The sequence below is a fragment of the Agrococcus sp. GW821-FHT14H11 genome (assembly GCF_058803545.1).
In genome coordinates this window covers 18,283-44,302 of the sequence record NZ_JBXAPA010000008.1, presented here as the reverse complement: position 1 = coordinate 44,302, position 26,020 = coordinate 18,283, and the positions used below count along the sequence as shown (strand labels likewise).

Here is a 26,020-nt window from a genome sequence, read left to right as displayed (position 1 = left end):
TCACGCGACCGCGCGGCCGCAGATCTCGTCGAGGCTCGTGCCGAGCAGCTCGGCCGAGCGACGGTACTGCGCGAGCAGCCGCTCGCGGGTGGCGGCGTCGGGCATCGCGTCGAGCCGCCATTGCAGCGCGTTGTCGCGGAGGTCCGCGATCTTGACCGCCACCGCGAGCTCGCTCCGCCGCACGCGCTCGAGGAACCCCTCGAGCGGCTCGTCGTCGCGCGCGGTCATCGCCTCGACCGCCTCGACGATGCGCTGCGGGAAGTGCTCGGCGAGCAGCTCGCGCAGCGAGATCGAGCCCCACTCGAGCACGTCGTGCAGGATCGCCACCGAGCGCGCGTCGTCGCCCTCGACGTCGAGCATGACCCGGATGGCGTGGGCCACGTAGGGCTCGCCCTGCCGGTCGGTGCGGCCCTGGTAGGCGCGCGTGGCCACGAGGATCGCGTGCTGCAGGTCGCCGGTCGCCATGACGCGAGCGTAGCCCCGCGGCTATCCTGAACGCATGTCACGCGTCGCCGATCCCGCCGAGCTCGCCCGCCTCCTGCGGGGGACCTGGGCGATCCGCGCGACGACGTTCCCCTACTGGACGCACGCCGAGCGCAAGAACCCGCGGGTGAGCTTCGAGCTCGTGCGCAACTCGCCGCTGCAGCTGCGCGAGGTCTACGAGTACCACCGGCCCGACAAGGGCGACCGCGAGGTGATCGCCGAGGCGACGTGGGCGGGCCGGCACTTCTCGTGGCGGATGCTCGGGCGCTCCCGGCTGCTGTCGAGCGCCTACGTCGTCTCCGACACGCCCGCGACGCCCGACATCGTCGCCATCCACTTCGGCCGCTCGACGGTGCTCGGCCAGAGCGCGGTGTCGATCCTCGCCCGCCCGCACCTCGACCCCGACGAGGTGCGCCGGGCCGTGTCGATCGACACGCACTCCTTCGAGCTGTCGGCCGAGGAGTTCTGGCGCCTGCAGTGGCTCGTGCCCTACACGCCGTCGGCGCCGGCCTCGAGCGACTCGCGCGCCTGACGCACGTCCTCCAGCAGGGCGCCGATGAGCACCCAGTGGGTCGGATGCGGCGCGGGCACCTCGATCGGCGTCGTGAGCGCCGGCCCCTCGAGCGCCGGCATCGACGTGGTGCGCCCGTCGTCGAGCGCCTGCTGGTCGACGAGCGCGCGCACCTCGTGGGCGATCCTGCGCGACTCGGCGGCGATGCGCTGCACCGTGGCGTCCGCGACGAGCGACGGCTCGAACCGGTCGGCGATCGAGCGCGACATGCCGATGACTCGGTTCGTGAGCACGGTGAGGCTCAGCAGCAGCCGCTCGTCGCGCTCGATGCGCTCCCGCAGCGCGCGGGTGCGGGGGTTCAGGCGGGTTGAGTCCTCGAGCGCGTCCATCGCGCCCCGCGTGGCCTGCACGCGCCCCCGCAGCGCCCGCGCGTCCGCGAGCAGCCGCGCGCCCTCGATGCGCTCCGACGTGAGCGCGCGTGCGACGCGGTCGTAGGCGTCGGCGATGTCGTGCGCGAGCTCGCGCATCGCCCGCTCCGCCGGCTCGTGGTGCACCGGCGGCACGACGACGAGGTTGATGAGCAGCGCGACGACGGCGCCGATGAGCGTCTCGACGACGCGCTCGAACCCGAACAGGGGCCCCGTGCCGGCTCCCAGCGCGAGCAGGATCATGGCGCTGATCGGCAGCTGGTTCGCCGCCATCGGCGCGAGCCGCAGCAGCCGCGCGAGCACGACCGCGACCATCGTCACCGCGAGCACCATGAGCGGCCCCGGCGGCAGCAGCAGGTGCGCGACCCAGGCCAGCACGACGCCGCCGAGCACCCCGCCCGAGCGCTCGACGCCCTTGCCGATCGACTGGTTGACGCTCGGCGCCACCACGAGCAGGGCGGCGATAGCCGCGAAGATCGGCAGCTCGACGCCCAGCAGCAGGCGGCTGGCGAACCACGAGAGCGCGATCGCGACCACGGTCTTCAGCACCTGCAGCCATGAGACCTGCTCGACGCTCAGCAGGCGCCCGAACCACCGACGCCCGATCCGCTGCACGGCTCCACGATACGCGCGGCGTGCGCCGTTCCCAGCGGGGGCGGTGTTGGATGGGGCCATGCTCGACAACGCCGCCGCCGTGCTCATGCGGCTCGTCGCGGAGAGCGGGCGAGAGCTCGTCGACTTCGCGCAGAAGGATGTGGAGCCGGTCAACGACGGCTTCATCATCGGCTACTCCTGCGGAGTGCGCACGCACGACGACACGATCGAGCGCGTCACCATCTACGTGAACACGTCGCCGGGCGCCCCGGTCGACGAGCACACCGTCGAGCTCGTCGACGCCTCGGGCCGTCGCCTGACCGCGTGGGCGTACCCGCAGGACCCCGCGCTGCCGTCGCTCCCGGCCGTCTCCTACCCCGAGGCCGCGGGCGTCGTGCTGGCGAAGTTCGGCATCGCCGCCGAGGGCGCGAAGCTGCGCATGGAGGCCTACCGGCCCGGCAAGCGCGCGGTGCTGCGCGTCGACACCGCCGACGAGCGCTGGTTCGCGAAGGTCGTGCACCCGTCGCTCGCCTCGACCATCCACGACCTGCACGAGCGCTTCCGCGCCGCCGGCGTGCCCGTGCCGCGCACGCTCGGCTTCTCGGACGCCGGCCTCGTGCTGCTCGGCGAGCTGCCGGGCGTGCCGGCCATCGAGGTCTTCGAGCGCATCGACCGCGTCCGCTTCGCCCGGGGGCTCGACGAGCTCACGCAGCACATCGCCACAGTGCCCGCGGCGATCGGCGCGCGCGAGTCGCTCGCGCGCCGCGTCGACTGGTACGCCGAGCGCATGGAGGAGACGGCGCCGGTCTTCGCGCGGCAGACCGCGAGGCTCGCGCGCATCGTGCACGAGCGCTACGCGGCGACGCCCGTGCCGCGCCCGGTGACGATCCACGGCGACCTGCACCTCGGCCAGATCTTCGTGGCCGAGGACGACCCCTCGCGCATCACGGGCATCCTCGACATCGACACGGCGGGGCTCGGCGACCCGGCCGACGACCGCGGCGCGCTCTTCGGGCACGTCGTCGTCAGCGCCGTCGAGCGCACGCCCGGCACGCCCGCCGGCGCCGCGCTCGCCGCGTTCGCCGACGAGCTGCAGGCCGGCTGGCACGGCGACGCGCGCGTCGCGGCGATCGCGGCGACGCACCTGCTCGGGCACGCGCTCGCCAACGCGGGGCGCGGCGACGACCGCGGCAACTCGTCGGCGCAGCAGCTGCTCGAGCGCGCCGAGGCCGTGCTGCGCTAGCTGCGAGCGGCTAGGCCTCGCCGAGCAGCGCGCGCACGCGCGGCACCACCTCGGTGCCGAACAGCTCGATCGAGCGCAGGTTGTCCTCGTGGCTCGTGCCGGAGTCGTACTTCAGGTCGAAGCGCTCGACGCCGAGGGTCTCCTTCGCCCAGACGATCTTCTGCGCGACCGTCTCTGGGCTCCCGGCGAACATCGCGCCGTGCTCGGACATCGACGCGTCGAACTCGCGCTCGGTGGCGTCGCCCCAGCCGCGCTCCCGGCCGATGCGGTTGCGGTAGACCATCCACTGCGGCATGAGGATGCGCTTGGCCTCCGCGTCCGTCTCGGCGACGAGGCCGGGGGAGTGCATGCCGATGCGGCCGGGCGCGTGCCCGAACTGCTCCATCGCCTTCCGGTAGAGGCCCGCGAAGGGCGCGAACTGCGCGGGGCTGCCGCCGATGATCGCGAGCATCATGTCGAACCCGTGCCGTGCGGTGCGGATGACCGACTCGGGGGAGCCGCCGACGCCGACCCAGACAGGGATGCGGCCGCCGTGCTCCGCCGCGTGCGAGCGCGGGTAGACGGGCTGCTCGTGCAGCGGCGACCGCAGCGTGCCCGACCAGGTGACCGGCTCCTCGCGCACGAGCGCGGCGAGCAGCTCGAGCCGCTCCTCGAACAGCGCCTCGTAGTCCTCGAGCCGGTAGCCGAAGAGCGGGAAGGACTCCACGAACGAGCCGCGGCCCACGATCATCTCGGCGCGCCCGCTCGAGATGCCGTCGAGCGTCGAGAACTGCTCGAAGACCCGCACCGGGTCGTTCGACGAGAGCACCGTGACCGCGGTGCCGAGGCGGATGCGCTCGGTCGCGGTCGCGAGCGCGCCCAGCAGGATCTCGGGCGCGCTCGCCGCGAAGTCGTCGCGGTGGTGCTCGCCGACACCGAAGAACGCCAGCCCCTGCCGGTCGGCAGCGACGCCCTCGGCGACGACGTCGCGCAGCACCTGCGCGTGGCTGAGCGGAGCGCCGTCGACGACGGGCACTGCGGCGAACGTGTGGACACCGAACTCGATGGGCATGGGGATCCTCTCCGCTCAGGCCAACCGGGCGAGCGCGCGGGGCATTCCGCGCACGAGGAAGGGCCCGGGAGCGATCCCGGGCCCTTCCTCGTCGTGCGTCAGATCAGTGACCGTCGTGCTTCGCGGCCTCGAGCTCGCCGCGCGTGACGGGGCTGATGCGGTCCTCGAAGAACCAGCGGGTCATCGCCGCGCGCAGGTGCGTGCCCGGCGTGATCCGGCCCTTCGCGTTGGGACGCACCATGACCGGCTCGTACGTGTCGAACGACTTGAGCCTCCACGACTCGTACTCGTCGAGCGGCTCGTGCACCTCGACGTACTCGCCGCCGGGGAGCCGCAGGATGCGGCCCGACTCGTAGCCGTGCAGCAGGATCTCGCGATCCTTCTTCTGCAGGCCGATCGCGATGCGCTTCGTCAGGAAGTACGCGATCACCGGTCCGAGGATCAGCGTCGCCTGCAGCCACCAGGTGACCTGGAAGACGTTGAGGCGGAAGTGCGTCGCGATGAGGTCGGACGAGGCCGCGGCCCACAGCACCGCGTAGAACACGATGCCGGCGGAGCCGATGGCCGTGCGCGTCGGGTTGTTGCGCGGGCGCTCGGCGATGTGGTGCTCGCGCTTGTCGCCCGTGATCCACTGCTCGATGAAGGGGTAGAACATGACCAGCACGATGAAGATGCCGAGCACCGCCATCGGGATGAGGATGTTCCACGAGAGCGTCATGCCCCACAGCTCGGTCTCGAGCCCCGGCGCCAGGCGCAGGGCGCCGTCGGCGAAGCCGATGTACCAGTCGGGCTGCGTGCCGGCGGAGACCGGCGACGGGTCGTAGGGGCCGTAGTTCCAGATCGGGTTGATCGTGAACGTGGAGGCGATGAGCACCAGCACGCCGAACACGATGAAGAAGAACGATCCGGCCTTCGCGGCGAACAGCGGCATGATCGGCGCGCCGACGACGTTGTCGTTGGTCTTGCCGGGGCCGGCGAACTGCGTGTGCTTGTTGATGACCATGAGCACGAGGTGCACGCCGATCATCGCGATCACGAGCGCCGGCAGCAGCATGATGTGCAGCACGAAGAGCCTCGGCACGATCTCGTGGCCCGGGAACAGGCCGCCGAAGAACAGGTACGAGATCCAGGTGCCGACGATCGGGATGCCCTTGACCATGCCGTTGATGATCGCGAGGCCGTTGCCCGAGAGCAGGTCGTCGGGGAGCGAGTAGCCCGTGAAGCCCTCGGCCATCGCCAGGATGAACAGCACGAAGCCGATCACCCAGTTGATCTCGCGCGGCTTGCGGAAGGCGCCCGTGAAGAACACGCGCAGCATGTGCAGGCCGATGGCGGCCACGAACAGCAGCGCCGCCCAGTGGTGCACCTGGCGCATGAGCAGTCCGCCGCGGATGTCGAACGAGATGTCGAGCGACGACGCGTACGCGGCCGACATCGCGATGCCCTTGAGCGGCACGTACGAGCCCTCGTAGTGCACCTCGGTCATCGACGGCTCGAAGAAGAACGTCAGGAACGTGCCCGAGAGCAGGATCGCGACGAACGAGTAGAGGATGACCTCGCCGAGCATGAACGACCAGTGGTCGGGGAAGACCTTGCGGCCGAGCGTGGCGACGAGCGTCGACATGCTCGTGCGCTCGTCGAGGTAGTTCGACGCCTTCGAGGTGAAGGTGTCGCGCGTTGCGGTGGAGGTCATGCGCGGTTCTCCGTCTCAGCGGCCGAGAGCGGGACGTGGCCCTCGTCGATGTGGTGCAGACGCTCGAAGTACGACGGACCGATGGGCTCGGTGAAGTCGCTCTGGGCGATCAGGTAGCCCTCGTCGTCGACCGTGATCGGCAGCTGGGGCAGCGGACGCTTGGCGGGACCGAAGATCACCTTGGCGTGGTCGGTCACGTCGAACGTGGACTGGTGGCAGGGGCACAGCAGGTGGTGCGTCTGCTGCTCGTACAGCGCCACGGGGCAGCCGACGTGCGTGCAGATCTTGGAGTAGGCGACGATGCCGTCGTACGACCAGCCGGCGCGGTCGGGCTGCTCGTTGAGGCGGTCGAGCGGCACGCGCACGAGCAGCACCGAGGCGAGCGCCTTCTGGTCGAGGTAGCCGCCGTCGTGGTCGAGGTCCTTGAGGTCCTCGGGGATCACGTGGAAGGCGGAGCCGACCGTGACGTCGGCGGCGCGGATGGGCGTGCCCGTCGGGTCGAGCGCGAGGCGCGTGCCCTGCCGCCACATGGTGTTCGAGATCGCCTCGACGGCGTCCTGCGCGGGGGCGAGGTCGCGGAAGAGCACGATCGCCGGCAGCGGCACGAGCGCGATGGCGCCGATGAGCGTGTTGCGGATCAGCGAGCGGCGCGTGAAGCCCGACTCCTGGTCGCCGAGCTGGAAGATCTCGACGGCACGGGCGCGGCTCTTCTCGGAGCCGCGCGACGGGTGGCGCTCCTCGACGACCTCGTGCGAGCTCATGAGCTGGCGGGCCCAGTGCATGCCGCCGATGCCGATGCCGAGCAGCGCGAGCGCGATGGCGAGGCCGAGGAAGAGGTTGCTGAGGCGCACGCTCGTCATGTCGCCCTCGACGATCGGCACCGCGATGTACGCGACGATCGCGAGCACGGTGCCGAGCATCGACACCAGGAACCAGCCGACGACCTGGCGCTCGGCGCGGCGCTCCTTCTCGGGGTGCAGGTCGGTCTGGCGCGGGCGGTGCGGCGGCAGGCCGGGGTTCTCGAACGCGTCCGACTGCTCGATGGCCGCGCCGCGGTCGTAGACGGCGACCTGCTGCTGCTCGTGCCCGGCGTGGTCCTCAGCCGACATGCTGGTCCTCTCTGTGTCCTGCGTCATGATCAGTTCGGCTTCGAGGTGAGCCAGACCGAGACGGCCACCAGGCCGCCGAGGCCGAAGATCCAGATGAACAGGCCCTCCGACACCGGTCCGAGGCTGCCGAGGTCGAAGCCGCCGACCGACGGGTTCTCGTCGAGGTAGTCCAGGTACGCGAGGATCTCGCGCTTCTGCTCCGGGCTGATGTTGGCGTCGTTGAAGACCGGCATGTTCTGCGGGCCGGTGAGCATCGCCTCGTAGACGTGCGCCGGGTCGATGTCGCGCAGGTGCGGGGCCCACTTGCCCTCGGTCAGCGCGCCGCCGGCGCCGGCGACGTTGTGGCACATGGCGCAGTTGATGCGGAAGAGCTCGGCGCCGCGGGCGACGCCCTCCTCGTCGACCTGCGACACGTCGAGGAGCTCGTCCGAGGGGACCTCGGGCCCCGGCGCGAGCGAGGCGACCCATGCGCCCATCGCGTCGGACTGCTCCTGCGTGAACATGGGGTCGCGCTGCTCGGCCTGCGGGCCGGAGTAGGCCATCGGCATGCGGCCGGTCATGACCTGGAAGTCGACGGATGCGGCGCCCACGCCGATGAGGCTCGTGCCGTTCTCGGTGCCCTCGGCGTTCAGGCCGTGGCACGAGGCGCAGTTGGCGCGGAACAGCTCCTGGCCGTCCTCGACGGTCAGCTGCTGCGCGTGGGGAGCGGTGCCCGCCGGCTCGGCGTTCGCCACGGTGCTCACCGCTGCCGAGGCGCTGCCCGCGGCCACCAGGCCGATGAGGAGCATCGCCGCGCTCGCCAGGGGGTGCCTGCGGCCGGTCTTCTTACGAGTTGCCAATGTGCTCACCAACCGATTACTTGAGCCAGTAGATGACGAGGTACAGGCCGATCCAGACCACGTCGACGAAGTGCCAGTAGTAGGAGATGACGTGCGCGCTCGTCGCCTCCTTGTGCCCGAACCGCTTCACCGCGTACGCGCGGCCGATGACGAACAGGAAGGCGAAGAGCCCGCCCGTCACGTGCAGGCCGTGGAAGCCGGTCGTGATGTAGAACGCCGAGCCGTAGGAGTTCGACGACAGCGTGATGCCGTGGCCGACGAGCACGACGTACTCGAACACCTGCAGGATGACGAAGACCGCGCCCATGGCGTAGGTGAGGTAGAACCACTCGACCATGCCCCACTTGGACAGCTGCAGCGCGCTGCCCGTGCGGAACGCCTGGTGGTGCTCCGCCGCGTTCGCACCCGCCTGGCAGGTGAAGCTCGACGCCAGCAGGATCGCGGTGTTGATGGTCGCGAAGATCACGTTCAGCTGCTCGGCCTCGGTGGCGAACAGGTCGCCGGACATCGAGCGGAGCGTGAAGTAGATCGCGAACAGGCCGGCGAAGAACATGACCTCGCTGCCGAGCCAGACGATCGTGCCGACCGCAACGGTGTTCGGCCGCCTGATCATCGGCGCCGACGGCGACGTGGAGAGCGCAGTAGTGGACACGACATCCATCCTAGTGACAGATCGGCCCGGGGTCCGGACCCGGACGGCCAGCGTGCCGCGCGAGGATAGGCTGGAGCAATGGATCGTCTCTTGACCTGGCCATGCGTGCTCGAGACGCTGCTGGAGGGCGAGGATCTGGCGATCCGGCAGGCCGAGTGGGCGATGGCCGAGGTCGTCGCCGGACGGGCCTCCGAGGCGCAGACCGCGGGCTTCCTCATCGCGCTGCGCGCCAAGGGCGTCGTGGCCGAGGAGCTCGTCGGCTTCCGCGACGCGATCCTCGAGGCGGCGGTGCCGCTCCCGGGCGAGTCGCGGGTGGTCGACATCGTCGGCACGGGCGGCGACCGGCAGCACACCGTCAACATCTCGACCACAGCGAGCATCGTGGTCGCGGGCGCCGGCGTGCCGGTGCTGAAGCACGGCAACCGCGCGGTCTCGTCGTCCTCCGGCGCATCCGACGTGCTCGACGTGCTCGGCGTCGTGCCCGCGAGCGACGACCCGGCCGAGGTGCGCCGCATCCTCGAGGCCGCCGGCATCTCGTTCGCCTGGGCGATGCGCTTCCACCCCGGCTTCCGCCACGCGGCCCCGGTGCGGGCGCAGCTCGGCGTGCCGACGGTCTTCAACTACCTCGGACCGCTCGTCAACCCGGCGCGCCCGGAGGTCTCGGTCGTGGGGGTCGCCGACAAGCACATCATCGAGCAGTTCGTGGGCGTCTTCGCGACCCGCGGCGCGACGGCGCTCGTCGTCCGCGGCGAGGACGGGCTCGACGAGCTCACCACCACCGGCCACTCCGAGCTGTGGGAGGTCTCGCGCGGCGACGTCGTCGAGCACGACATCGACCCGCGCGAGCTCGGCATCCCGCGCGCGAGCCTCGACGACCTGCGCGGCGGATCGCCCGAGCACAACGCCGAGGTGCTGCGCCGCACCATCGCGGGCGAGCCCGGGCCGGTGCGCGACATCGTGCTGCTGAACGCCGCCGCGGCGCTCGTCGCGTGGCGGCTCGAGAGCGACCCGCGCCAGAAGTACCGCCCGCTCAAGGAGCGCATGGCCGAGGAGCTGGCGACCGCGACGGCGTCGATCGACTCGGGCGCGGCCGCCCGCACGCTCGAGGCGTGGCGCGCCGCCGCCGCGGGCTGAGCGGGTGAGCGGCACCGCGACCGAGCACCACCGGGTGCAGCGGCAGGCCTCCTGGTCGGGCGACGAGGTCTGGCACACCTGGCGGCTCGGCTGGGCCGACCGCAGCTCGCGCTCGCTGCTGCTCGCCGCGCTCGCCGTCGGCGGGCTGCTCGCGTGCTACGGGCTCACGCTGCTGCTCCACCGGCCGCCGGCGATCGTGCCCTCGGTCACGCTCCGCGGCATCGGCGTGCTGCTGCTGATGCTCGCCGCGGTCGTCGCCCCGGCCTCGCTCGGCTACCGCATCGGCGCGGTCTTCTGCATCGTGCTGTACGCGATCGCGCAGGTGCCGATCGTGCTCATGCAGTCGACGACGCTGCTCGGCGCCACGACGTACGGCGCGTTCGACGCGATCGACTTCCTCGCCGGCGGCGCGCTCATCGTCGCGTGGATGCTCGTGCGGATGCGGCACCCCTTGACGATCCTCATCGTCGTGCTCGGCTACGCGACCGCCGGCGCCGCCTTCTTCGGGCGGGCGCTGCCGCTGCTGCGCCCGCGCCTCGCCGCCGACCCGTGGGCCGAGCAGGTGTCGATCGCCGACGAGGCGCTCGTGCGCTCGGTGCTGCTCGCGCTGCTGCTGGGCCTCGTGCTGCTCGCGTGGTGGCTCGACGGGTGGATGCGCGCACTGCTGCCGGTCGCGAACGTCGCCGAGCCGCACGGCTCGGGGCGCGCATCGCGCACGGGGGAGCGGCCGCGGCTGCGCTCCGCGCTCATCCTCGCGCTCGCCGGCCTCGACCTGCTGGCCATCGCGGTCGCGATCTCGGCGAAGCAGCCGGTCGCGCGCGGCCGGCTCTCGGAGGACGACGACTGGTGGGCATCGATCGTGCTCGCGGTCTCGACGGCCAGGGCGGCGATGGTGATCCTCGGCATCGCCGCGGCGATCATCTGGATCACCGACCCGCAGTACCGCGCCCTCTGACACCGCGCCCTCTGACACCGAGCGCTCTGACACCGAGCGCTCCGACGCGAGGAGGGGGCGGCCGCAGCCGCCCCCTCCGATCACCCTCCGGCTCGAGGGATCACTCGACGTCGTCGTCGACCCAGTCGAGGGTCTTCTGCACGGCCTTCTTCCAGTTGCGGTAGGTGCGGTCGCGCGCCTCCTGCTCCATCTGCGGCTCCCAGCGGCGGTCCTCCTGCCACTGCTGGCGCAGCTCGTCGAGCGAGCCCCAGAAGCCGACCGCGAGGCCGGCCGCGTAGGCGGCGCCGAGCGCGGTCGTCTCGGCGACGACCGGGCGGATGACCGGCACCCGCAGGATGTCGGCCTGGAACTGCATGAGCGTGTCGTTGGCGATCATGCCGCCGTCGACCTTGAGCTCGGTGAGGTCGACGCCCGAGTCGGCGTTCACCGCGTCGACGACCTCCGCCGTCTGGAACGCGGTCGCCTCGAGGGCCGCGCGCGCGATGTGGCCCTTGTTGACGTACCGGGTGAGGCCCACGAGCGCGCCTCGCGCATCCGGCCGCCAGTAGGGGGCGAACAGGCCCGAGAACGCCGGCACGAAGTACGCCCCGCCGTTGTCGTCGACCGACTTCGCCAGCTGCTCGACCGCCGGGGCGTCGGGGATGAGGCCCAGGTTGTCGCGCAGCCACTGGATGAGCGAGCCGGTCACCGCGATCGAGCCCTCGAGCGCGTAGTGGGTGGGCTCGTCGCCGATCTTGTAGCCGACGGTCGTGAGGAGGCCGTTCTTCGAGTGGACGATCTCCTCGCCGGTGTTGAAGATGAGGAAGTTGCCCGTGCCGTAGGTGTTCTTCGCCTCGCCCTTGTCGAACGCGGCCTGGCCGAAGGTGGCCGCCTGCTGGTCGCCGAGGATGCCCGTGATGGGCGTCTCGCGCAGCAGCGACTCCGAGGCCGCGACGCCGAACTCGCCCGACGACGGCTTGATCTCGGGGAGCATCGAGCGCGGCACGCCGAAGTCGGCGAGGATCGCGTCGTCCCACTCGAGCGACTCGAGGTCCATGAACAGCGTGCGCGACGCGTTCGTGACGTCGGTCGCGTGCACGCCGCCGTTGACGCCGCCGGTGAGGTTCCAGAGCACCCAGCAGTCGGTCGTGCCGAAGAGCAGGTCCCCGGCCTCCGCCGCCTCGCGCGCGCCCTCGACGTTCTCGAGGATCCAGACGATCTTCGTTCCCGAGAAGTAGGTCGCGAGCGGCAGGCCGACCTTCTGCTTGTAGCGGTCGGTGTCGCCGGCCGCGAGGCGGTCGACGATCTTCTGCGTGCGGGTGTCCTGCCAGACGATCGCGTTGTAGACCGGCTCGCCGGTCTGCTTGTTCCAGACCACCGCGGTCTCGCGCTGGTTGGTGATGCCGATCGCCTTGACGTTGTGGCGGGTCACGTTGGCCTTCGACAGCGCCTGGCCGATCACCTCGCGGGTGTTGTTCCAGATCTCTTTCGGGTCGTGCTCGACCCAGCCGGCCTGGGGGAAGATCTGCTCGTGCTCGAGCTGGCCGGTGGAGACGATGCTGCCGGCGTGGTCGAAGAGGATGGCACGGGTGGAGGTCGTGCCCTGGTCGATGGCGATGACGTAGTCGTTCACCGGAACTCCTTCGTTTGGTGGTGGATGCGTGCAGGGAAAGAGGAGGGGAGGGGGCGATCCGCCCCCTCCCCGTCGATTCAGGCCGCCGCGATCGTCGCGATCAGCGCCGGCGCGGCGAGCCCTGCGAGCACGCCGCCGATGATCGGGCCGGCGACCGGGATCCACGAGTAGCCCCAGTCGCTGTCGCCCTTGCCGCGGATCGGCAGCACCGCGTGCGCGATGCGCGGTCCGAGGTCGCGGGCGGGGTTGATGGCGTACCCGGTGGGTCCACCGAGCGAGGCGCCGATGCCGACGACGAGGAGCGCCACAGGGAGTGCGCCGAGCGCGGCGAGGCCGGCGGGCACGCCGTCCTCCGTGCCGTTCTGCGCGCCGAAGCCGATCACGACGAAGACCAGCACGAAGGTGCCGATGATCTCGGTGATCAGGTTCCAGCCGGTGTTGCGGATGCCGGGGCCGGTCGAGAAGGTGCCGAGCTTGGCGCCCGGGTCCTCCTCGATGTCGAAGTGCTGCTTGTAGGCCAGCCAGCAGAGCACGGCGCCGAGGAAGGCGCCGAGGAACTGGCCGCCGAGGTAGGCCGGGAGCGCCGCCCAGTTGTACTCCGCGCCCGTCGCGAGGGAGTTCGCGAGCAGGCCGAAGGTCACGGCCGGGTTGATGTGCGCGCCCGAGTAGATGGAGACGGTGACACCGGCGAACACCGCGAGGCCCCAGCCGAAGTTGATCATCAGGAAGCCGCCGCCGAAGCCCTTGTTGCCCTTCAGCACCACGTTGGCGACCACGCCGCAGCCGAGCAGGACGAGCATCGCGGTGCCCACCAGCTCGGACAGGAAAATCAGACCGATGTTCGGATCGTCCACAGGACCCTGCTTTCTCGTCCACGGGCCTCATCGCCCGTACCGCCCGCTCGGGTGGTATCGCCACTGTAACCAGCAATGGGTTGGCTGTGTGGAGTCGATTGGAGGATGTCTCAGATGGTCCGTCGAGTTTCCAGCGGTCGAGGCGTAGCGTGAGCACAGACCCGCTGTCGTCCGAAGGAGAGCCACCGTGAAGAAGCTCATCAACGACCCCGCCAAGACCGTCGACGAGGGCCTCGCAGGCTTCGCCGCGGCCCATGCCGACCTCGTGCGCGTGGTGATCGACCCGCCCTTCGCCGTCGTGCGCGCGGATGCGCCGGTGGCGGGGAAGGTCGGGCTCGTCTCGGGCGGCGGCTCGGGCCACGAGCCCCTGCACGCGGGCTTCGTCGGCTTCGGCATGCTCGACGCCGCCGTGCCGGGCGCCATGTTCACGTCGCCCACGCCCGACCCCATCCTCGAGGCGACGAAGCAGGTCGACGCCGGCGCTGGCGTGCTCCACATCGTCAAGAACTACACCGGCGACGTGCTGAACTTCGAGACGGCCGCCGAGCTCGCGCTCGCCGAGGGCATCGAGGTGCAGTCGGTCGTCGTCGACGACGACGTCGCGGTCAAGGACTCGCTCTACACGGCCGGCCGGCGCGGCGTCGCGGGCACGCTGCTCGTCGAGAAGCTCGCGGGCGCAGCCGCCCAGCGCGGCGACACGCTCGACCAGGTCGCCGAGGTCGCGCGCACCGTCAACAGCCGCGTGCGCTCGATGGGCATGGCGCTCGCGCCGTGCACCGTGCCGCACGCGGGCGAGCCGAGCTTCGACCTCGGCGACGACGAGGTCGAGATCGGCATCGGCATCCACGGCGAGCCCGGCCGCGAGCGCATCGCGCTCGAGCCCGCGGACCGCATCGTCGACCGGCTCATGGAGCCGATCCTCGAGGACCTGCCCTTCTCGAAGGGCGACCGGGTCGTGCTGCTCGTCAACGGCATGGGCGGCACGCCGCTGTCGGAGCTCTACATCGTCTTCCGTCGCGCGGCCGAGATCCTCTCCGAGCGCGGCATCGAGCTCGCCCGCTCGCTCGTCGGCTCCTACGTCACGAGCCTCGAGATGCAGGGCGTGTCGATCACGCTCCTGCAGGTCGACGACGAGCTGCTCGACCTCTACGACGCCCCGGTGCAGACCGCGGCGCTCCGCTGGGGCCGCTGAGGTGGCCGAGCAGCACCTCGACGGCGCCTGGACGCGACGCTGGATCGAGGCGGTGGCCGCCGCGGTCTCGAGCCGCAAGGCCGAGCTCACGGCGCTCGACCGCGCGATCGGCGACGCCGACCACGGCGAGAACCTCGACCGCGGCTTCCAGGCGGTCCTCGGCAAGCTCGACGCGCTCGACGACGGCGCGACGCCCGGCGCCGTGCTGAAGCTCGTCGCCACGACGCTCATCTCGACGGTCGGCGGCGCCGCCGGTCCGCTCTACGGCACCGCGTTCCTCAAGGGCGCCATGGCGGCGGGCGAGCGCGACGCGCTCGATGCGGTCGGCCTCGTCGAGGTGCTCACCGCGGCGCGCGACGGCATCGTCGCGCGGGGCAAGGCCGAGCTGCAGGACAAGACGATGGTGGATGCGTGGACGCCGGCCGTCGACGCCGCCGCGGCAGCGGGCGACGACGTGCGCGCCGTGCTCGAGGCGGCCGCGGAGGCCGCCCAGGCCGGAGCCGTCGCCACCGAGCCGCTCGTCGCCCACAAGGGGCGCGCCTCGTACCTCGGGGAGCGGGCGATCGGGCACCGCGACCCGGGCGCCGAGTCGACCGCGCTCATGCTGCGCGCCGCCGCGGAGACGCGGTGACCGTCGGGCTCGTCGTCGTCTCGCACTCCGCCCGGATCGCGGAGGGGGTGGTCGAGCTCGCGGCGCAGATGGCGCCGAGCGTGACGATCGCGGCCGCCGGCGGCACCGACGACGGTGGCATCGGCACGAGCTTCGACCGCATCCAGGCGGCGCTCGCCGAGGCGGAGTCCGGCGACGGCGTCGTGGTGCTGTGCGACCTGGGCTCTGCCGTGCTCACGGCCGAGACCGCCCTCGAGCTCGCGGAGGCGCCCGAGCGCATCCGCATCGCCGACGCGCCGATCGTCGAGGGCGCGGTCGCCGCCGCGGTCGCCGCCGAGTCGGGCGACGGGCTCGACGCGGTCGTCGCCGCCGCCGAGGCGCGGCAGGCGGAGGCCGCGCCCCCGCAGGCGGGCGACGAGCCCGCGGGCGAGGCGCAGCGCCTCGAGCTCGTGCTCGAGAACGAGCACGGGCTGCACGCCCGCCCGGCTGCCGAGCTCGTGCGCACGGCGAGCGGCTTCGACGCCGCCGTCACCGTCGAGGGCGTCGACGCGAAGAGCATGCTGCGCGTGCTCGCGCTCGGGCTCGATCGCGGCTCGCGCGTCGTGTTCGAGGCGACGGGCCCCGACGCCCGCGACGCGCTCGCCGCGATCGAGGCGCTCGCGCGGAACCGCTTCGGGGAGTAGCCCGGCTCAGCCGGTGACGTGCACCGCGAACTCGTCGGCGGCGGCACGCGCGCGCACGAACGAGCAGAGCGGCCGCACGCGCTTGCCGTCGGCGATGGTGGCGCGCAGCGCCGCATCGACGAGCTGCGAGCCGACGCCGCGCCCGCCGAACGACGGGTCGACCTCGGTGTGCACGAAGGAGCGCACCCCGTCGGCGTCGCGGTAGTCGGCGAAGCCCGCGAGGGCGCCGTCCAGGTGCGCCTCGAACCGGCGCGCCTCGGCGTTGTCGACGATCTCGATCTGCTGCTGCTGGTCCATGGCGGTCACGCTACCGCCCTAGGCTGATCCGGTGGCAGCGACAGGGACGACTCGGCTCGCGACCGCGCTGCTCGTGGCCCTGACGATCGTGTGGGGCTCGACCTTCTTCCTCATCCGCGACCTCGTGCAGCACGTGCCGTCGCTCGACTTCCTCGGCGTGCGGTTCCTGCTCGCCGCCGTCGTCATGACGCTCATCGCATGGCGGTCGATCGCCCGGCTCGGGCGACCGCTGCTGCTGCGCTCGGCCGCGCTCGGCGGCCTCTACACCGCCGCGCAGATCCTGCAGACGATCGGCCTCGAGACGACCCCCGCATCCGTCTCCGGGTTCCTCACCGGCCTGTACGTCGTGCTCACGCCGCTCATCGCCGCGCTCGCGCTGCGCCACCGCATCGAGCGCAGCACCTGGGTCGCGGTCGCCGTCGCCGCCGCGGGCCTCGTCGTGCTCACCCTCACCGGCATCTCGTTCGGCGTCGGCGAGGCGCTCACGCTCGGCGGGGCGCTCGCCTACGCGCTCCACATCATCGCCACCGCGCGCTGGGCCACGACCGAGCACGCGCTCGGCATCTCGATCGTGCAGCTGTGGGTCATCGGGCTCGTATGCCTCGCCGGCGGCGCGCCCGACGGCATCACGCTGCCCGACACCGGCGGCCAGTGGCTGTCGATGGCGTACATGGTCGTCTTCGCCTCGATCGGCGCCATGTGGGTGCAGACGTGGGCGCAGGCGCAGATCAGCGCCACCCGGGCCGCGGTCATCATGACCGCCGAGCCGGTGTGGGCGACGGCGTTCGCGATCGCGTTCGGCGGCGAGCAGCTCACCTGGCGGCTGCTCGTCGGCGGCGGCATGATCCTCGGCGCCATGTACGCCGTCGAGCTGCTCGCCGCGCGCCGGCACGCGACCGCGACGCGCGACGAGACGCCGACGGGCGCGATCGACGCGCCCGTGCGCATGCCGGGGGAGTAGCGGCCGCGCCAGCAGACGTGCGGCATGCTTGACCCATGCAGCTGGACCCGCGACGCATCCTGATCTTCCGCACCGTCGCGCGCGAGGGCTCCGTCTCGGGCGGGGCGCGCGCGCTCGGGTGGACGCAGCCCGCCGTGAGCCAGCACATCCGGCTGCTCGAGGAGGAGGTCGGCCAGGCGCTGCTGCTGCGCTCGTCGACCGGCGTCACGCTCACCGAGGCCGGCCAGCGGCTGCTGCGCCACGCCGACGGCATCGCGGGGCTGCTGGGCTCCGCCGAGGCGGAGCTCGCGTCGCTCGCCGAGGGCGCCGGCACGGTCACCATCGCCGCGTTCCCGTCGGCGCTCGCCGACTTCGTGCCCCGCGCGATCGCGGCGGCGCGGGTCGCCGTGCCGGGCCTCACGGCCCGCGTCATCGAGGTCGAGCCGCCCGAGGCGATCGAGGCGGTGCTCGCCGGAGACGCCGACGTCGCGGTCGCCTTCGAGTACGACGAGCTGCACGACGAGGTGCAGCTCGCGCGCATCGAGCTCGGCCCCGACCCCTCGCGCATCGTGCTGCCGCGCGACCACCCGCTCGCCGACGGCCGCCCTGTCGACATCGGCGACCTCGCGAGCGCCGACTGGGTGGGCGGCTGCGAGCGCTGCCGGTCGCACCTCGAGGCCCTCGCCGCTGACGCCGGCTTCGCCCCGCGCATCCAGTTCGAGACCGACGACTTCGTCGCGGCGCAGTCGTTCGTCGCCGCCACCGGCTCCGTCACGCTGCTGCCCGACATGGCGCTGCGGGTGCTCACGCGCGACGACGTGGTGGTGGCGCCGCTCGCCGACGGCTCAGGCCGGACCGTCTCCCTGCGCCACCGCCACGGTGCGGAGCGCGTTCCCGCGGTGCAGACCGTGCTCGACGCCATGCAGCGGCTCTGGAGCGAGCGCGTCGGCTGACGCCTCGCCGAGCGCGATCCGCGCGAGGGCGGCCGCGTGCTGCTCGCACGAGTCGATGAGCGGCACGCGCGCGTCGCTCGCGTCGACGAGCAGCATGATCTCGGTGCAGGCGAGCACGATCGCCTCGGCGCCCGCGTCGGCGAGCGCGGCGAAGGCGTCGCGGAAGGCCGCGCGCGACGCCTCCGTCACGACGCCGCGCGTGAGCTCGTCGAAGACCATGCGGTCGAGCTCGACCTGCGCGGATGCGTCGGGCACGACGGCGCGGATGCCGTGCGCGGCGAGGCGGTCGGCGTAGAAGCGCTCCGACATGACCCAGCGCGTGCCGACGATGCCGAGCGTGCGAGCGCCGACCGCGCGTGCCGCGTGCGCGACGGCGTCGGCGATGTGCACGAGCGGCACCCCGATGGCGGCCTCGACCTCGGGCGCCACCTTGTGCATGAGGTTCGTCGCGATCGCGATCGAGCCGGCGCCCGCGCGCTCGAGGGCCGCCGCCTCGCGGGCGAGGATCGCCGCGGCGCCCGGCCAGTCCTCGCGCAGCTGGCAGTCGCGCACCTCGGCGAAGTCGACGCTCGCGAGCAGCATGCGGGCGGAGGCGTGGCCGCCGCGCACCGCGGCGACCCGCTCGTTGATCGCGCGGTAGTAGTGGGCGGTGGAGTGCCAGCTCATGCCGCCGAGGATGCCGAGGGGTGCGGGGTGCATGCCGTCCACTCCACCACCCACAGTGGGCATCAGTCCAGCCTGTGTTGCTCAGCGCTCGGATAACCGTCGCTTATACGTCGGCGACGCCGAGCCGGAGGCGCTGCTGCAAGCTGAGCGCGAGCAGGGCCTGCGCCGCCGCGTACGGGATGAGCACCGCGAACGCGCGCAGCGCATCCGGCATCTCGAGCACGAACAGCCCGAAGCCCTGGATGAGGTCGGTCGCGAGCAGCAGCAGGCCGCCCACGAGGCCCGGGGTGTCGATGGCGGCGAACGCGGCGAGGCCCGCGAGCACGAGCGCGTACACGAGCACGGGCACGGCCAAGGGTCCGGCGTTCGCGGCGATCACGGTGCCGGCGAGCAGCGCGACGAAGGCGTAGCCGGGCGCCGCCCAGCTCCAGGCGAGCGAGCGCCGCCGCGTCGGCCACAGCGCCGCGAGATAGACGAGGTGCCCGGCGAGGAAGAGCCCCAGCAGCACGATCGTGATGGCCGTCGCGGCGCCCAGGCCGTCGCCGAGCGCGCACAGCACGAGCGCGGCGACGTGCCAGCGGCCCACCGCGTGGCGGAGCGCCCCGATGAGCACGAGCGCCACGGCGATGGGGGTCGCGAGCGCCCACATGAGCGCCTTGCGCGTGAGCTCGAGCAGCCCCGCGTCGCCGATCTCGAGCCCGAGCAGCAGCGCGGCGCCGACGTTCGCGGCGAGCGCGATGCCCGAGCACCAGAACGCGAGGCGCAGCGGCCGCGGCACGCCCACCGGCCCGCCCGCGGGCGCCCCGGCGCGCAGGCCTGCGGTCGGCGTGGCGGACATGCCGCCATCGTTCCACGCCGAGCGCGGTGGGCGGCAGCGGGCCGTCGCCGTGTCGGCGAGCCGGGTGGGCGGTCGGTGGCAGAGTGGCCGCGTGCACGACAACCCGTTCCGCCCCGGCTTCGGCATCTCGCCGCCCCTGCTCGCCGGCCGCGACGCGCTGCTCGCCGAGTGGCGCGAGGTGCTCGGCCTCGGCGCGTGGTCGCCCTTCCGCGCCGCGCTCGTCACCGGCATGCGCGGGGTCGGCAAGACGGTGCTGCTCAACGCGGTCGAGGACGAGGCGCGGGGCCGCGGCTGGACGGTCGTGCACGGCACGCTGCACGTCGGCCTCGTCGAGGCGCTCGAGCGCGACCGGCTGCCGGCGCTGCTGCAGGCGCAGGATCCCGAGGCCTACGCCCGCGAGCTCACCGGCGTCACGCTGCCGCAGCTGGGCGGGGCGACGACCCAGGTGGTGCCGCAGTACCCGCGGGAGCCCCGGCTCGAGAGCATGCTCGCGCGGCTCGTCGAGCTCGCCGAGGCGGGCGGCGCCGGCGTGCTGCTCTCGCTCGACGAGGTCGCGGTCGAGTCGATGCAGGAGCTGCGCCGCATCGCGATCGCGGTGCAGCACCTGCTGCGCGAGGATCGCCGCGTCGCGATCGTCGCGGCCGGCGTGCCCGCCTCCATCGCCGCGGCGCTCGAGGCCGACGGCCTCACGTTCTTCCGCCGCGCGCAGCAGGTGCGGCTCGACACCCTCACGCTCGCCGAGGCGCGAGCGGCGATCGCCGAGCCGGTGCGCGCCCACGGGCGCTCGATCGGCGAAGCGGCGCTCGAGCGCGCGGCGCGCGCGAGCGAGGGCTACCCGTTCCTCGTGCAGACGATCGGCGCCCGCGCGTGGGAGCACCGCCCCGCCGACGACGAGATCACGGCGGATGCGGTCGAGCACGCCGTCGAGGTCGCCTACGCGACGATGGGCGAGAGCGTCATCGTGCCGGCGCTCCGCGGCCTGTCGGGCCGCGACCGCGACTACCTGCTCGCCATGGCCGAGGACGACGGGCCGGCGACCACGGCCGACGTCGCCGAGCGGATGGGCGCGACGAGCGGCAACGCCGGCAGGCAGCGCGCGCGGCTGCTCGATGCGGGCGTCATCGTCGTGCCCGGGCGGGGACTCGTCGACTTCGCCATCCCGCGCATGCGCGAGCACCTGCGCGAGCACCCGCACGACGCGCAGCTGGGGCTGCCGACCGCCGCCCGCCGCACGTTCCACGACTGACGCGCGTCGGCTACGCTCGTCACGTCAGGCGCCCTCGCGCGCCGGTCTCGAGAAATGGGACCACGCGCATCCGCGCGCGACACACACGAACCCCATCGTCGAGGTTCCGTGCCACGTCGCGCCGCACCCGCTGCCGCGCCGTGGATGAGCCTCCGTCCCGCCCTGGAGTGCCCGTGTCCGACACCACCACCGTCTCCGCCGCCGTCGCCGCCGAGCTCGAGCAGCACGCGTCCCACGTCTTCGCCCTCATGGGCAACGGCAACGCCTGGTTCCTCGACGCCGTCGTGCGCCGCGGCGCCATGCGCGTCACCGCCGTGCGGCACGAGGCGGCAACAGTCGCCGCCGCCGACGCCTGCTTCCGCGCGGGCGGCGGGCTCGCGATCGCGACCACCACCTACGGGCCCGGCTACACGAACGCGCTCACGCCGCTCGCCGAGGCCGCGCAGGCGCGCGTGCCGCTCGTGCTCGTCGTCGGCGACCAGCCGACCACCGGGCCGCGGCCGTGGGACGTCGACCAGGCCGCGATCGCGGCCGCAGTCGGCGTCGAGACGATCGTCGTCGGCACCGGAGACGCACGTGCCGCCGCCCGCCGCGCGGCGCAGACGGCCCTCGTGGAGCGCCGCCCCGTCGTGCTCGCGCTGCCCTACGACCTCGCCCACCGGCCGGCGGAGGAGGAGACCGGTGGCGTGGCCACGGCGGAGCGCGCGCCCGTGCCGCCGTTCATCGCGATCGACGCCGAGCAGCTCGCGGGCGTGGCGGCGCTGCTCGACGCCGCCGAGCGGCCGCTGGTGCTCGCCGGCCGCGGCACGCACCTCGCGGGGGCGGCCGAGCCGCTCCGCGCGCTCGCCGCACGGCTCGGCGCCCGCACCGCCTCCAGCGCGCTCGGCAGCGGCATCTTCGCCGCCGACCACCGGCACCTCGGCATCTCGGGAGGCTTCGCCTCCGAGCGCGCCGCCGCCGCGATCGAGCAGGCGGATGCGGTGCTCGTCGTCGGCGCGGGCCTCAACCAGTTCCAGACGCGGTTCGGCGACGCCTTCGCGCCCGCCGCCCGCATCGTGCAGGTTGACGTGCTCGATGCAGCGACGAACCCGCGGGTCGACGAGCTCGTGCGCGGCGACGCGCGCCTCGTGGCCGACGCGCTGCTCGCGCTGCTCGGCGACGGCGACGGCCACGCGCGCGGCGACGAGGGGTGGGCCGCGGCCGGCCTCGGCGACGTCACGGGCATCCACTTCGAGCGCGAGGCGGGGGAGCCGGCCGCGCCCGACGGGCGGCTCGACCCGCGCAGCCTCTTCCACGCGCTCGAGCGCATCCTGCCCGACGACCGCGTGGTCGTCTCGGACGGCGGGCACTTCATCGGGTGGGCGCCGACGCACCTGACGATCGCCGACCCCGAGCGGCTGCTGATGGTCGGCACCGCCTTCCAGACCATCGGGCTCGGGTTCCCGAGCGCGGTGGGCGCCGCGGCGGCCCGGCCCGACGACACGCTCGTGCTCGTCTCGGGCGACGGCGGAGCGCTCATGGCGCTCGCCGACCTCGACAGCGTGGCGCGCACGGTGCGCCGCGGCGTGGTCGTGATCGTCAACGACGCCGCCTACGGCGCCGAGATCCACCAGTACGCCGTGCGCGGCGTCGCCGAGCAGCCCATGCTCATCGACCAGGTCGACTTCGCCGCGCTCGGCCGCGCGGTCGGCGCCGAGGGCGCGGTGATCGAGACGCTCGCCGACCTCGCGCAGCTCGAGGCCTGGCTCGCGAGCGGCGCCGAGGGAGTCTTCGTCGCCGACTGCCGCGTCTCGCAGCAGGTCGTCGCGCCCTACATGCTCGAGATCGTCGAGGCGGCGACCCGCGCCTCGGCCCGGTAGGTCACGCCGGCTCGTCGCCCTCGTGCGCGACCGGCTCGTCGCCCTCGTGCGCGACCGGCTCGTCGCCGCCGAGCGGCCGGTCGCCGAGCTCGAGCAGGCGCCGCAGCAGCTCGAGCACCTCCTCCGGCAGCAGCGGCTCGGCGACCGTCACGTCGCAGCGCGTCTCGACCGTCACGCGCCACAGCGGCGCGTCGGGCATCGCCTGGCCGTCGAGCGCCTCGAGGGCGCCCGAGGCGACGAGGGTGTCGAGCCGCTCGCGATCCGCGCCGGGGATGACCTCGAGCTCGAGCACGGCCGCGCGAGTGCGGCCGAGCATGCCGCCCGAGCGAGCGACCCGCACCGCGTCATGGGCCGCATCCGTCGGCGCCGCATCCGTCGGCTCCGCGCCGTCGCCGTGCGCCGGTCCGGCCGCGGGCTCGAGCACGCCGACGGCCTCCCACGCGGCCCGCACCGCGCCGGTCTCGCGCACGTCGTCGCCGTAGCGCGCGGCCGCCGCGGCGAGCGTGGCCTCGGCGAAGTCCCGGAAGCCGGCCGTGCGGGGGAGCGGGCCCGTGAGGGCGTCCATCCAGATGCGGCCCGGCGCCTCCCACGCGTGCCCGCCGATGGCGGTCGCCGCGAGGTGGAAGGCGCGGTTGGGGATGCCGGAGTTGATGTGCACGCCGCCGAGGTCGTCGGTCGTCACGACGAGGTCGCGCATGTGGCCCGGCTGCGGGTCCTTGCCGAGCACCGGGTCGTCGAACGCGGTGCCGGGGGCGGCCATCGACCGGAGCGCCACGCCCTGCACCTGCTCGGTGAAGACCCCGGCACCGATGAGCCAGTCGGCCTCGTCGGCGCGCTGGCCGAGCGAGTGCTGCTTCACGAGCGCGCCGAGCACGTCGGCGATCGACTCGTTGAGCGCCCCGGGCTCGTCGCGGTAGACGAGGTCGGCGGTCGCGGAGATCACGCCGTGGCCGAGCTCGTGGCCGATGACGTCGACCGCGCCGGTGAAGCCAGCGAAGACCTCGCCGTCGCCGTCGCCGAAGACCATGCGCTCGCCGTCCCAGAACGCGTTGTCGTAGCGCTGCCCGTAGTGCACCGTCGCGAGCAGCGGCATCCCCGCGCCGTCGAGCGAGTCGCGCCCGAGCGCCTCGAAGAGCATGCGCCACGAGTCGCCGAGCCCGTCGAAGGCCTGGTCGGCCGCCGGGTCGCCGGTGGGCGGGTCGCCCTCGGTGCGCACCGGGTCGCCGGGCAGCGCCGTCGTGCCGCGCGCGTCGCTGACGATGCGGCGGGGCGCGGGGCGCTCGCCGGGCACGCGCGCGGGGGCGGGGGCGCGCAGCCGGCGATGCGCGGGCGCGGCGGCGCGCTCGGCGCGGATGCCGCGGTCGAGGCCGAGGGTGTGCGCGGCGACCGAGGCGGCGGGGCTGCCCGCCGCGGCGAGGCGCTCGAGCAGGAACGGCGGCACGATGCCGTGCCGCGCGGACGGGTGGGGCGCGCGGTCGGACTGCCGCTCGCGCAGCGCGCGCGCGAGGCGCGGCGCGATGATCGCCGCCCAGTGCCGGTAGCCGGCCGCCGACGGGTGGAAGCCGTCGGATGCGTGCAGGTGCGGCTCGAGGATCGCGGGCGTCGGCAGGTGCAGCACGTGCGGCTCGTCGGCGGCGATCCGCTGCAGCACGTCGTCGAGGCTGCGGGCGTGGCCGCCGATGAGGGATCGGATGGGCTGCGGCAGCCACTCGAACGTGTCGATCTGCGGCGCGCCGGCGAGGCCGAGCACACCGCCGGGCGCGAGGCGCTGCCCGAGGCCGTCGACGAGCCCGCCGATCGCGCGCGCGAACGCGCGTCGGCTGACGAGCTGCAGCGCGTCGTTGGCGCCGACGAGCAGCACGATCGCGTCCCACGGGGCGTCGTCGGGCGCGCCGACGGCGGGCAGGTGCCGCTCGAGCACCTGCGCGGCATTCGAGCCCTCGAGGCCCTCGATGCGCCACGCGACCGGTCGGCCGCGGTAGCCGGCGACGAGCGCGGCGGTCTGCACGGCGAGGCTGTCGTCGAGCCGCTCGGCGCCGACGCCGGTCGCGGTCGAGTCGCCGATGACGAGCAGCCGCAGCGGCGCGCCGTCGCCCTCGCCGACGGTGCCCGAGCGCGTGCCCGCAGGCTCCGGCAGCCACACGAGCCCCGACTGCAGGCGCTTCGCCTGCCCCAGCAGCACCGGGGCGAGCGCGAAGGCGGCGGGGCGGGCGAGGCGGTGGAGCGCGCGCTCCGCGCGCCGGGCGGCGACCGCCGCGGTCGCCCCGATCCGTGCTGCCAGCTGCATCCCGCACCCCTTCGCCTCGTGAGACGCCGATGCTACTCGGCGGCGCTGACGCGGTCGTCAGCGGCCGCGGCGCATCCGCACCCGCACCGGGTCGCCGACCAGGATGCCCTCCGCGCGCCGCACGACCATCTTGAGCGGCAGCAGGTAGCCGCCGTCGCGCGGGAACAGCGAGGTGGTGAAGGTCGTGCCGCCGACCGTCGCCTCCACGGGGATGACGCCCCACCCGTAGGTGAGCTCGCGGGCGCTCTCGGCGATCAGCTCCGACTCGTCGGCGGGCACGGGTGCGAAGACGAAGGGGGCGGGGCCGCGCCATTCGATCGCGGTCGTGCTGAACTCGAGCTCCACCCGCGGCACGCTACTCCTCGGGCCGGCCCATGCGCCCCTCAGTGCGCCGTCGAGGTCCGGGTAATGGCCGTCGCCCCGATAGCCTGGAGCGCATGTCGCGAAGCGCCGCCGTCAGCATCTCCGTCCTCGTCGGGGCGATCGTCCTCATCGTCGCAGCCGCGCTGCTGATCGTGCGCCCATGGGAGACGAGCACCGCGGCGCCGGCGCCGGCCGCGGCGAGCGGCCCGCCCGCCGAGCTCGTCGACGAGACCACGCACATCCTCGACGACGCAGGGGAGGGCGCACCCGTCGTCGTCGAGTTCCTCGACTACGAGTGTCCCGCGTGCGGCCAGTTCCACCCCATCGTCGAGGAGCTGCGCTCGACCTACGCGGGCGAGGTCACGTTCGCGGTGCGCTACTTCCCGCTGCCGAGCCACGACGCTGCGATCCCGGCGGCGCTCGCGGCCGAGGCGGCCGCCCAGCAGGGGCAGTTCGAGGCGATGCACGAGCTGCTCTTCGACCGCCAGCAGGAGTGGGCCGGCACCGAGGACGCCGTGGCGGTCTTCCGCGGCTACGCCGAGGAGCTCGGCCTCGACCTCGAGGCCTACGACGCCGCCGTCGCCGACCCCGCGACGCTCGACCGCGTCGCGCTCGACGCCAACGCCGGCATCTCGCTCGGCGTGCAGTCGACGCCGACGTTCTTCGTCGACGGCGAGCAGCTCGAGCTGCGCGACTTCGCCGACCTCGAGACGGCGATCCAGGCGGCGCTCGAGCAGTAGGCCCGCTTCCCGAGCGCGCCTCGGCAGGGCAGCCGCCGACGGCCCGACGGGGAGGAGGAGCCGCCGGCGGCTCGACGCGAGGCCGCGACCGACGCCGTCCGCCTCTGTCGCGAGCGACGCTAGCTGGCTCGCCCGGCCGGGCGGAATGGGCAGTTCTCCCCGCCGGGAGCTCGTTGCCTCCGCAGGTG

At 73.4% G+C, this 26,020-nt stretch carries 26 protein-coding genes; 12 read left to right on the top strand and 14 right to left on the bottom strand.

What is annotated here, in order from left to right; translation table 11 throughout:
• The gene (locus AC1RNL_RS10120) at positions 1 to 465 is read right to left on the bottom strand and encodes a phosphohydrolase (protein WP_400530123.1); all 465 of its coding nucleotides are present in this window, start codon (positions 463 to 465) and stop codon (positions 1 to 3) included.
• Positions 466 to 499: 34 nt separating this feature from the next.
• On the opposite strand from AC1RNL_RS10120, the gene AC1RNL_RS10115 reads away from it, so the two are divergent.
• A complete protein-coding gene (locus tag AC1RNL_RS10115; protein ID WP_128189946.1) occupies positions 500 to 1,015 on the top strand; it encodes a hypothetical protein in 516 nt (171 codons plus the stop codon).
• Here AC1RNL_RS10115 and AC1RNL_RS10110 read toward each other — a convergent pair.
• Positions 973 to 2,037: an FUSC family protein gene (locus tag AC1RNL_RS10110; RefSeq protein WP_492935128.1), complete on the bottom strand. Its 1,065-nt coding sequence runs from the start codon at positions 2,035 to 2,037 to the stop codon at positions 973 to 975. The genes AC1RNL_RS10115 and AC1RNL_RS10110 overlap by 43 nt on opposite strands.
• A gap of 58 nt (positions 2,038 to 2,095) precedes the next feature.
• Here AC1RNL_RS10110 and AC1RNL_RS10105 point away from each other — a divergent pair, with 58 nt between their 5' ends.
• A complete protein-coding gene (locus AC1RNL_RS10105) occupies positions 2,096 to 3,259 on the top strand; it encodes a phosphotransferase family protein (RefSeq protein WP_492935127.1) in 1,164 nt (387 codons plus the stop codon).
• Between the two features lie 10 nt (positions 3,260 to 3,269).
• Here AC1RNL_RS10105 and AC1RNL_RS10100 read toward each other — a convergent pair whose 3' ends face one another.
• The 5 genes from AC1RNL_RS10100 to ctaE all read right to left on the bottom strand — a co-directional run bounded on the left by AC1RNL_RS10100 (position 3,270) and on the right by ctaE (position 8,612).
• Positions 3,270 to 4,310, bottom strand: a complete 1,041-nt coding sequence (locus AC1RNL_RS10100) for an LLM class flavin-dependent oxidoreductase (protein WP_492935126.1) — start codon at positions 4,308 to 4,310, stop codon at positions 3,270 to 3,272.
• A 103-nt stretch (positions 4,311 to 4,413) separates the two neighbouring features.
• Positions 4,414 to 6,003, bottom strand: a complete 1,590-nt coding sequence (gene qcrB, locus AC1RNL_RS10095) for a cytochrome bc1 complex cytochrome b subunit (protein WP_310125471.1) — start codon at positions 6,001 to 6,003, stop codon at positions 4,414 to 4,416.
• Positions 6,000 to 7,112 carry a cytochrome bc1 complex Rieske iron-sulfur subunit gene (gene qcrA / locus AC1RNL_RS10090; RefSeq protein ID WP_492935125.1) on the bottom strand — a complete coding sequence of 371 codons (1,113 nt, stop codon included), beginning with the start codon at positions 7,110 to 7,112 and terminating at the stop codon, positions 6,000 to 6,002. The genes qcrB and qcrA overlap by 4 nt, the downstream gene beginning before the upstream one ends.
• Before the next feature lie 29 nt (positions 7,113 to 7,141).
• Positions 7,142 to 7,960 (bottom strand): cytochrome bc1 complex diheme cytochrome c subunit, encoded by an 819-nt coding sequence (gene qcrC / locus AC1RNL_RS10085; protein WP_492935124.1) that lies wholly within the window; start codon positions 7,958 to 7,960, stop codon positions 7,142 to 7,144.
• Positions 7,961 to 7,967: 7 nt separating this feature from the next.
• Positions 7,968 to 8,612, bottom strand: coding sequence for an aa3-type cytochrome oxidase subunit III (gene ctaE, locus AC1RNL_RS10080; protein ID WP_310125466.1), 645 nt, complete (start codon positions 8,610 to 8,612; stop codon positions 7,968 to 7,970).
• 69 nt (positions 8,613 to 8,681) lie between these two features.
• Between ctaE and trpD the strand changes: the two genes are divergently transcribed.
• Together trpD and AC1RNL_RS10070 are read left to right on the top strand one after the other, a co-directional pair.
• Positions 8,682 to 9,737 (top strand): anthranilate phosphoribosyltransferase, encoded by a 1,056-nt coding sequence (trpD, locus tag AC1RNL_RS10075; RefSeq protein WP_492935123.1) that lies wholly within the window; start codon positions 8,682 to 8,684, stop codon positions 9,735 to 9,737.
• 4 nt (positions 9,738 to 9,741) lie between these two features.
• On the top strand, positions 9,742 to 10,692 hold the full coding sequence (locus AC1RNL_RS10070) for a hypothetical protein (RefSeq protein ID WP_128189955.1): 951 nt from the start codon (positions 9,742 to 9,744) through the stop codon (positions 10,690 to 10,692).
• 100 nt (positions 10,693 to 10,792) lie between these two features.
• On the opposite strand, the gene glpK is transcribed toward AC1RNL_RS10070, so the two are convergent.
• Together glpK and AC1RNL_RS10060 are read right to left on the bottom strand one after the other, a co-directional pair.
• A complete protein-coding gene (gene glpK, locus AC1RNL_RS10065; RefSeq protein WP_146355998.1) occupies positions 10,793 to 12,304 on the bottom strand; it encodes a glycerol kinase GlpK in 1,512 nt (503 codons plus the stop codon).
• Between the two features lie 77 nt (positions 12,305 to 12,381).
• Positions 12,382 to 13,158 carry an MIP/aquaporin family protein gene (locus AC1RNL_RS10060; protein ID WP_128189957.1) on the bottom strand — a complete coding sequence of 259 codons (777 nt, stop codon included), beginning with the start codon at positions 13,156 to 13,158 and terminating at the stop codon, positions 12,382 to 12,384.
• A gap of 187 nt (positions 13,159 to 13,345) precedes the next feature.
• Between AC1RNL_RS10060 and dhaK the strand changes: the two genes are divergently transcribed.
• The 3 genes from dhaK to dhaM are packed head-to-tail and all read left to right on the top strand — an operon-like array spanning position 13,346 to position 15,643.
• Complete coding sequence (gene dhaK / locus AC1RNL_RS10055) at positions 13,346 to 14,350, top strand: dihydroxyacetone kinase subunit DhaK (protein WP_128189958.1); 1,005 nt, start codon at positions 13,346 to 13,348, stop codon at positions 14,348 to 14,350.
• A gap of 1 nt (position 14,351) precedes the next feature.
• Positions 14,352 to 14,981, top strand: a complete 630-nt coding sequence (gene dhaL / locus AC1RNL_RS10050) for a dihydroxyacetone kinase subunit DhaL (protein ID WP_128189959.1) — start codon at positions 14,352 to 14,354, stop codon at positions 14,979 to 14,981.
• Complete coding sequence (dhaM, locus tag AC1RNL_RS10045) at positions 14,978 to 15,643, top strand: dihydroxyacetone kinase phosphoryl donor subunit DhaM (protein ID WP_128189960.1); 666 nt, start codon at positions 14,978 to 14,980, stop codon at positions 15,641 to 15,643. Before dhaL ends, dhaM begins: the two co-directional genes overlap by 4 nt.
• 6 nt (positions 15,644 to 15,649) lie before the next feature.
• On the opposite strand, the gene AC1RNL_RS10040 is transcribed toward dhaM, so the two are convergent.
• On the bottom strand, positions 15,650 to 15,940 hold the full coding sequence (locus tag AC1RNL_RS10040) for a GNAT family N-acetyltransferase (protein ID WP_128189961.1): 291 nt from the start codon (positions 15,938 to 15,940) through the stop codon (positions 15,650 to 15,652).
• Between the two features lie 31 nt (positions 15,941 to 15,971).
• Here AC1RNL_RS10040 and AC1RNL_RS10035 point away from each other — a divergent pair, with 31 nt between their 5' ends.
• Together AC1RNL_RS10035 and AC1RNL_RS10030 are read left to right on the top strand one after the other, a co-directional pair.
• Positions 15,972 to 16,901 carry a DMT family transporter gene (locus AC1RNL_RS10035; protein ID WP_128189962.1) on the top strand — a complete coding sequence of 310 codons (930 nt, stop codon included), beginning with the start codon at positions 15,972 to 15,974 and terminating at the stop codon, positions 16,899 to 16,901.
• A 35-nt stretch (positions 16,902 to 16,936) separates the two neighbouring features.
• Complete coding sequence (locus AC1RNL_RS10030) at positions 16,937 to 17,833, top strand: LysR family transcriptional regulator (RefSeq protein WP_146356004.1); 897 nt, start codon at positions 16,937 to 16,939, stop codon at positions 17,831 to 17,833.
• Here the strand turns inward: AC1RNL_RS10030 and AC1RNL_RS10025 are convergent.
• Together AC1RNL_RS10025 and AC1RNL_RS10020 are read right to left on the bottom strand one after the other, a co-directional pair.
• The gene (locus AC1RNL_RS10025) at positions 17,726 to 18,532 is read right to left on the bottom strand and encodes an aspartate/glutamate racemase family protein (RefSeq protein WP_492935122.1); all 807 of its coding nucleotides are present in this window, start codon (positions 18,530 to 18,532) and stop codon (positions 17,726 to 17,728) included. The genes AC1RNL_RS10030 and AC1RNL_RS10025 overlap by 108 nt on opposite strands.
• A gap of 70 nt (positions 18,533 to 18,602) precedes the next feature.
• A complete protein-coding gene (locus AC1RNL_RS10020; protein ID WP_492935121.1) occupies positions 18,603 to 19,337 on the bottom strand; it encodes a lysoplasmalogenase family protein in 735 nt (244 codons plus the stop codon).
• Between the two features lie 91 nt (positions 19,338 to 19,428).
• On the opposite strand from AC1RNL_RS10020, the gene AC1RNL_RS10015 reads away from it, so the two are divergent.
• Both AC1RNL_RS10015 and AC1RNL_RS10010 read left to right on the top strand, forming a co-directional pair.
• The gene (locus tag AC1RNL_RS10015; RefSeq protein WP_492935120.1) at positions 19,429 to 20,583 is read left to right on the top strand and encodes an ATP-binding protein; all 1,155 of its coding nucleotides are present in this window, start codon (positions 19,429 to 19,431) and stop codon (positions 20,581 to 20,583) included.
• Between the two features lie 173 nt (positions 20,584 to 20,756).
• Entirely contained in the window at positions 20,757 to 22,442 is a 1,686-nt protein-coding gene (locus AC1RNL_RS10010; protein ID WP_492935119.1) for a thiamine pyrophosphate-binding protein, read from the top strand.
• Between the two features lies 1 nt (position 22,443).
• Here the strand turns inward: AC1RNL_RS10010 and AC1RNL_RS10005 are convergent, their stop codons facing one another.
• A complete protein-coding gene (locus AC1RNL_RS10005; RefSeq protein WP_492935118.1) occupies positions 22,444 to 24,729 on the bottom strand; it encodes a protealysin inhibitor emfourin in 2,286 nt (761 codons plus the stop codon).
• 57 nt (positions 24,730 to 24,786) lie between these two features.
• Entirely contained in the window at positions 24,787 to 25,074 is a 288-nt protein-coding gene (locus AC1RNL_RS10000; RefSeq protein WP_492935117.1) for a DUF1905 domain-containing protein, read from the bottom strand.
• A 92-nt stretch (positions 25,075 to 25,166) separates the two neighbouring features.
• On the opposite strand from AC1RNL_RS10000, the gene AC1RNL_RS09995 reads away from it, so the two are divergent.
• Complete coding sequence (locus AC1RNL_RS09995; RefSeq protein WP_492935116.1) at positions 25,167 to 25,832, top strand: DsbA family protein; 666 nt, start codon at positions 25,167 to 25,169, stop codon at positions 25,830 to 25,832.
• The last annotated feature ends 188 nt before the right edge of the window (positions 25,833 to 26,020 follow it).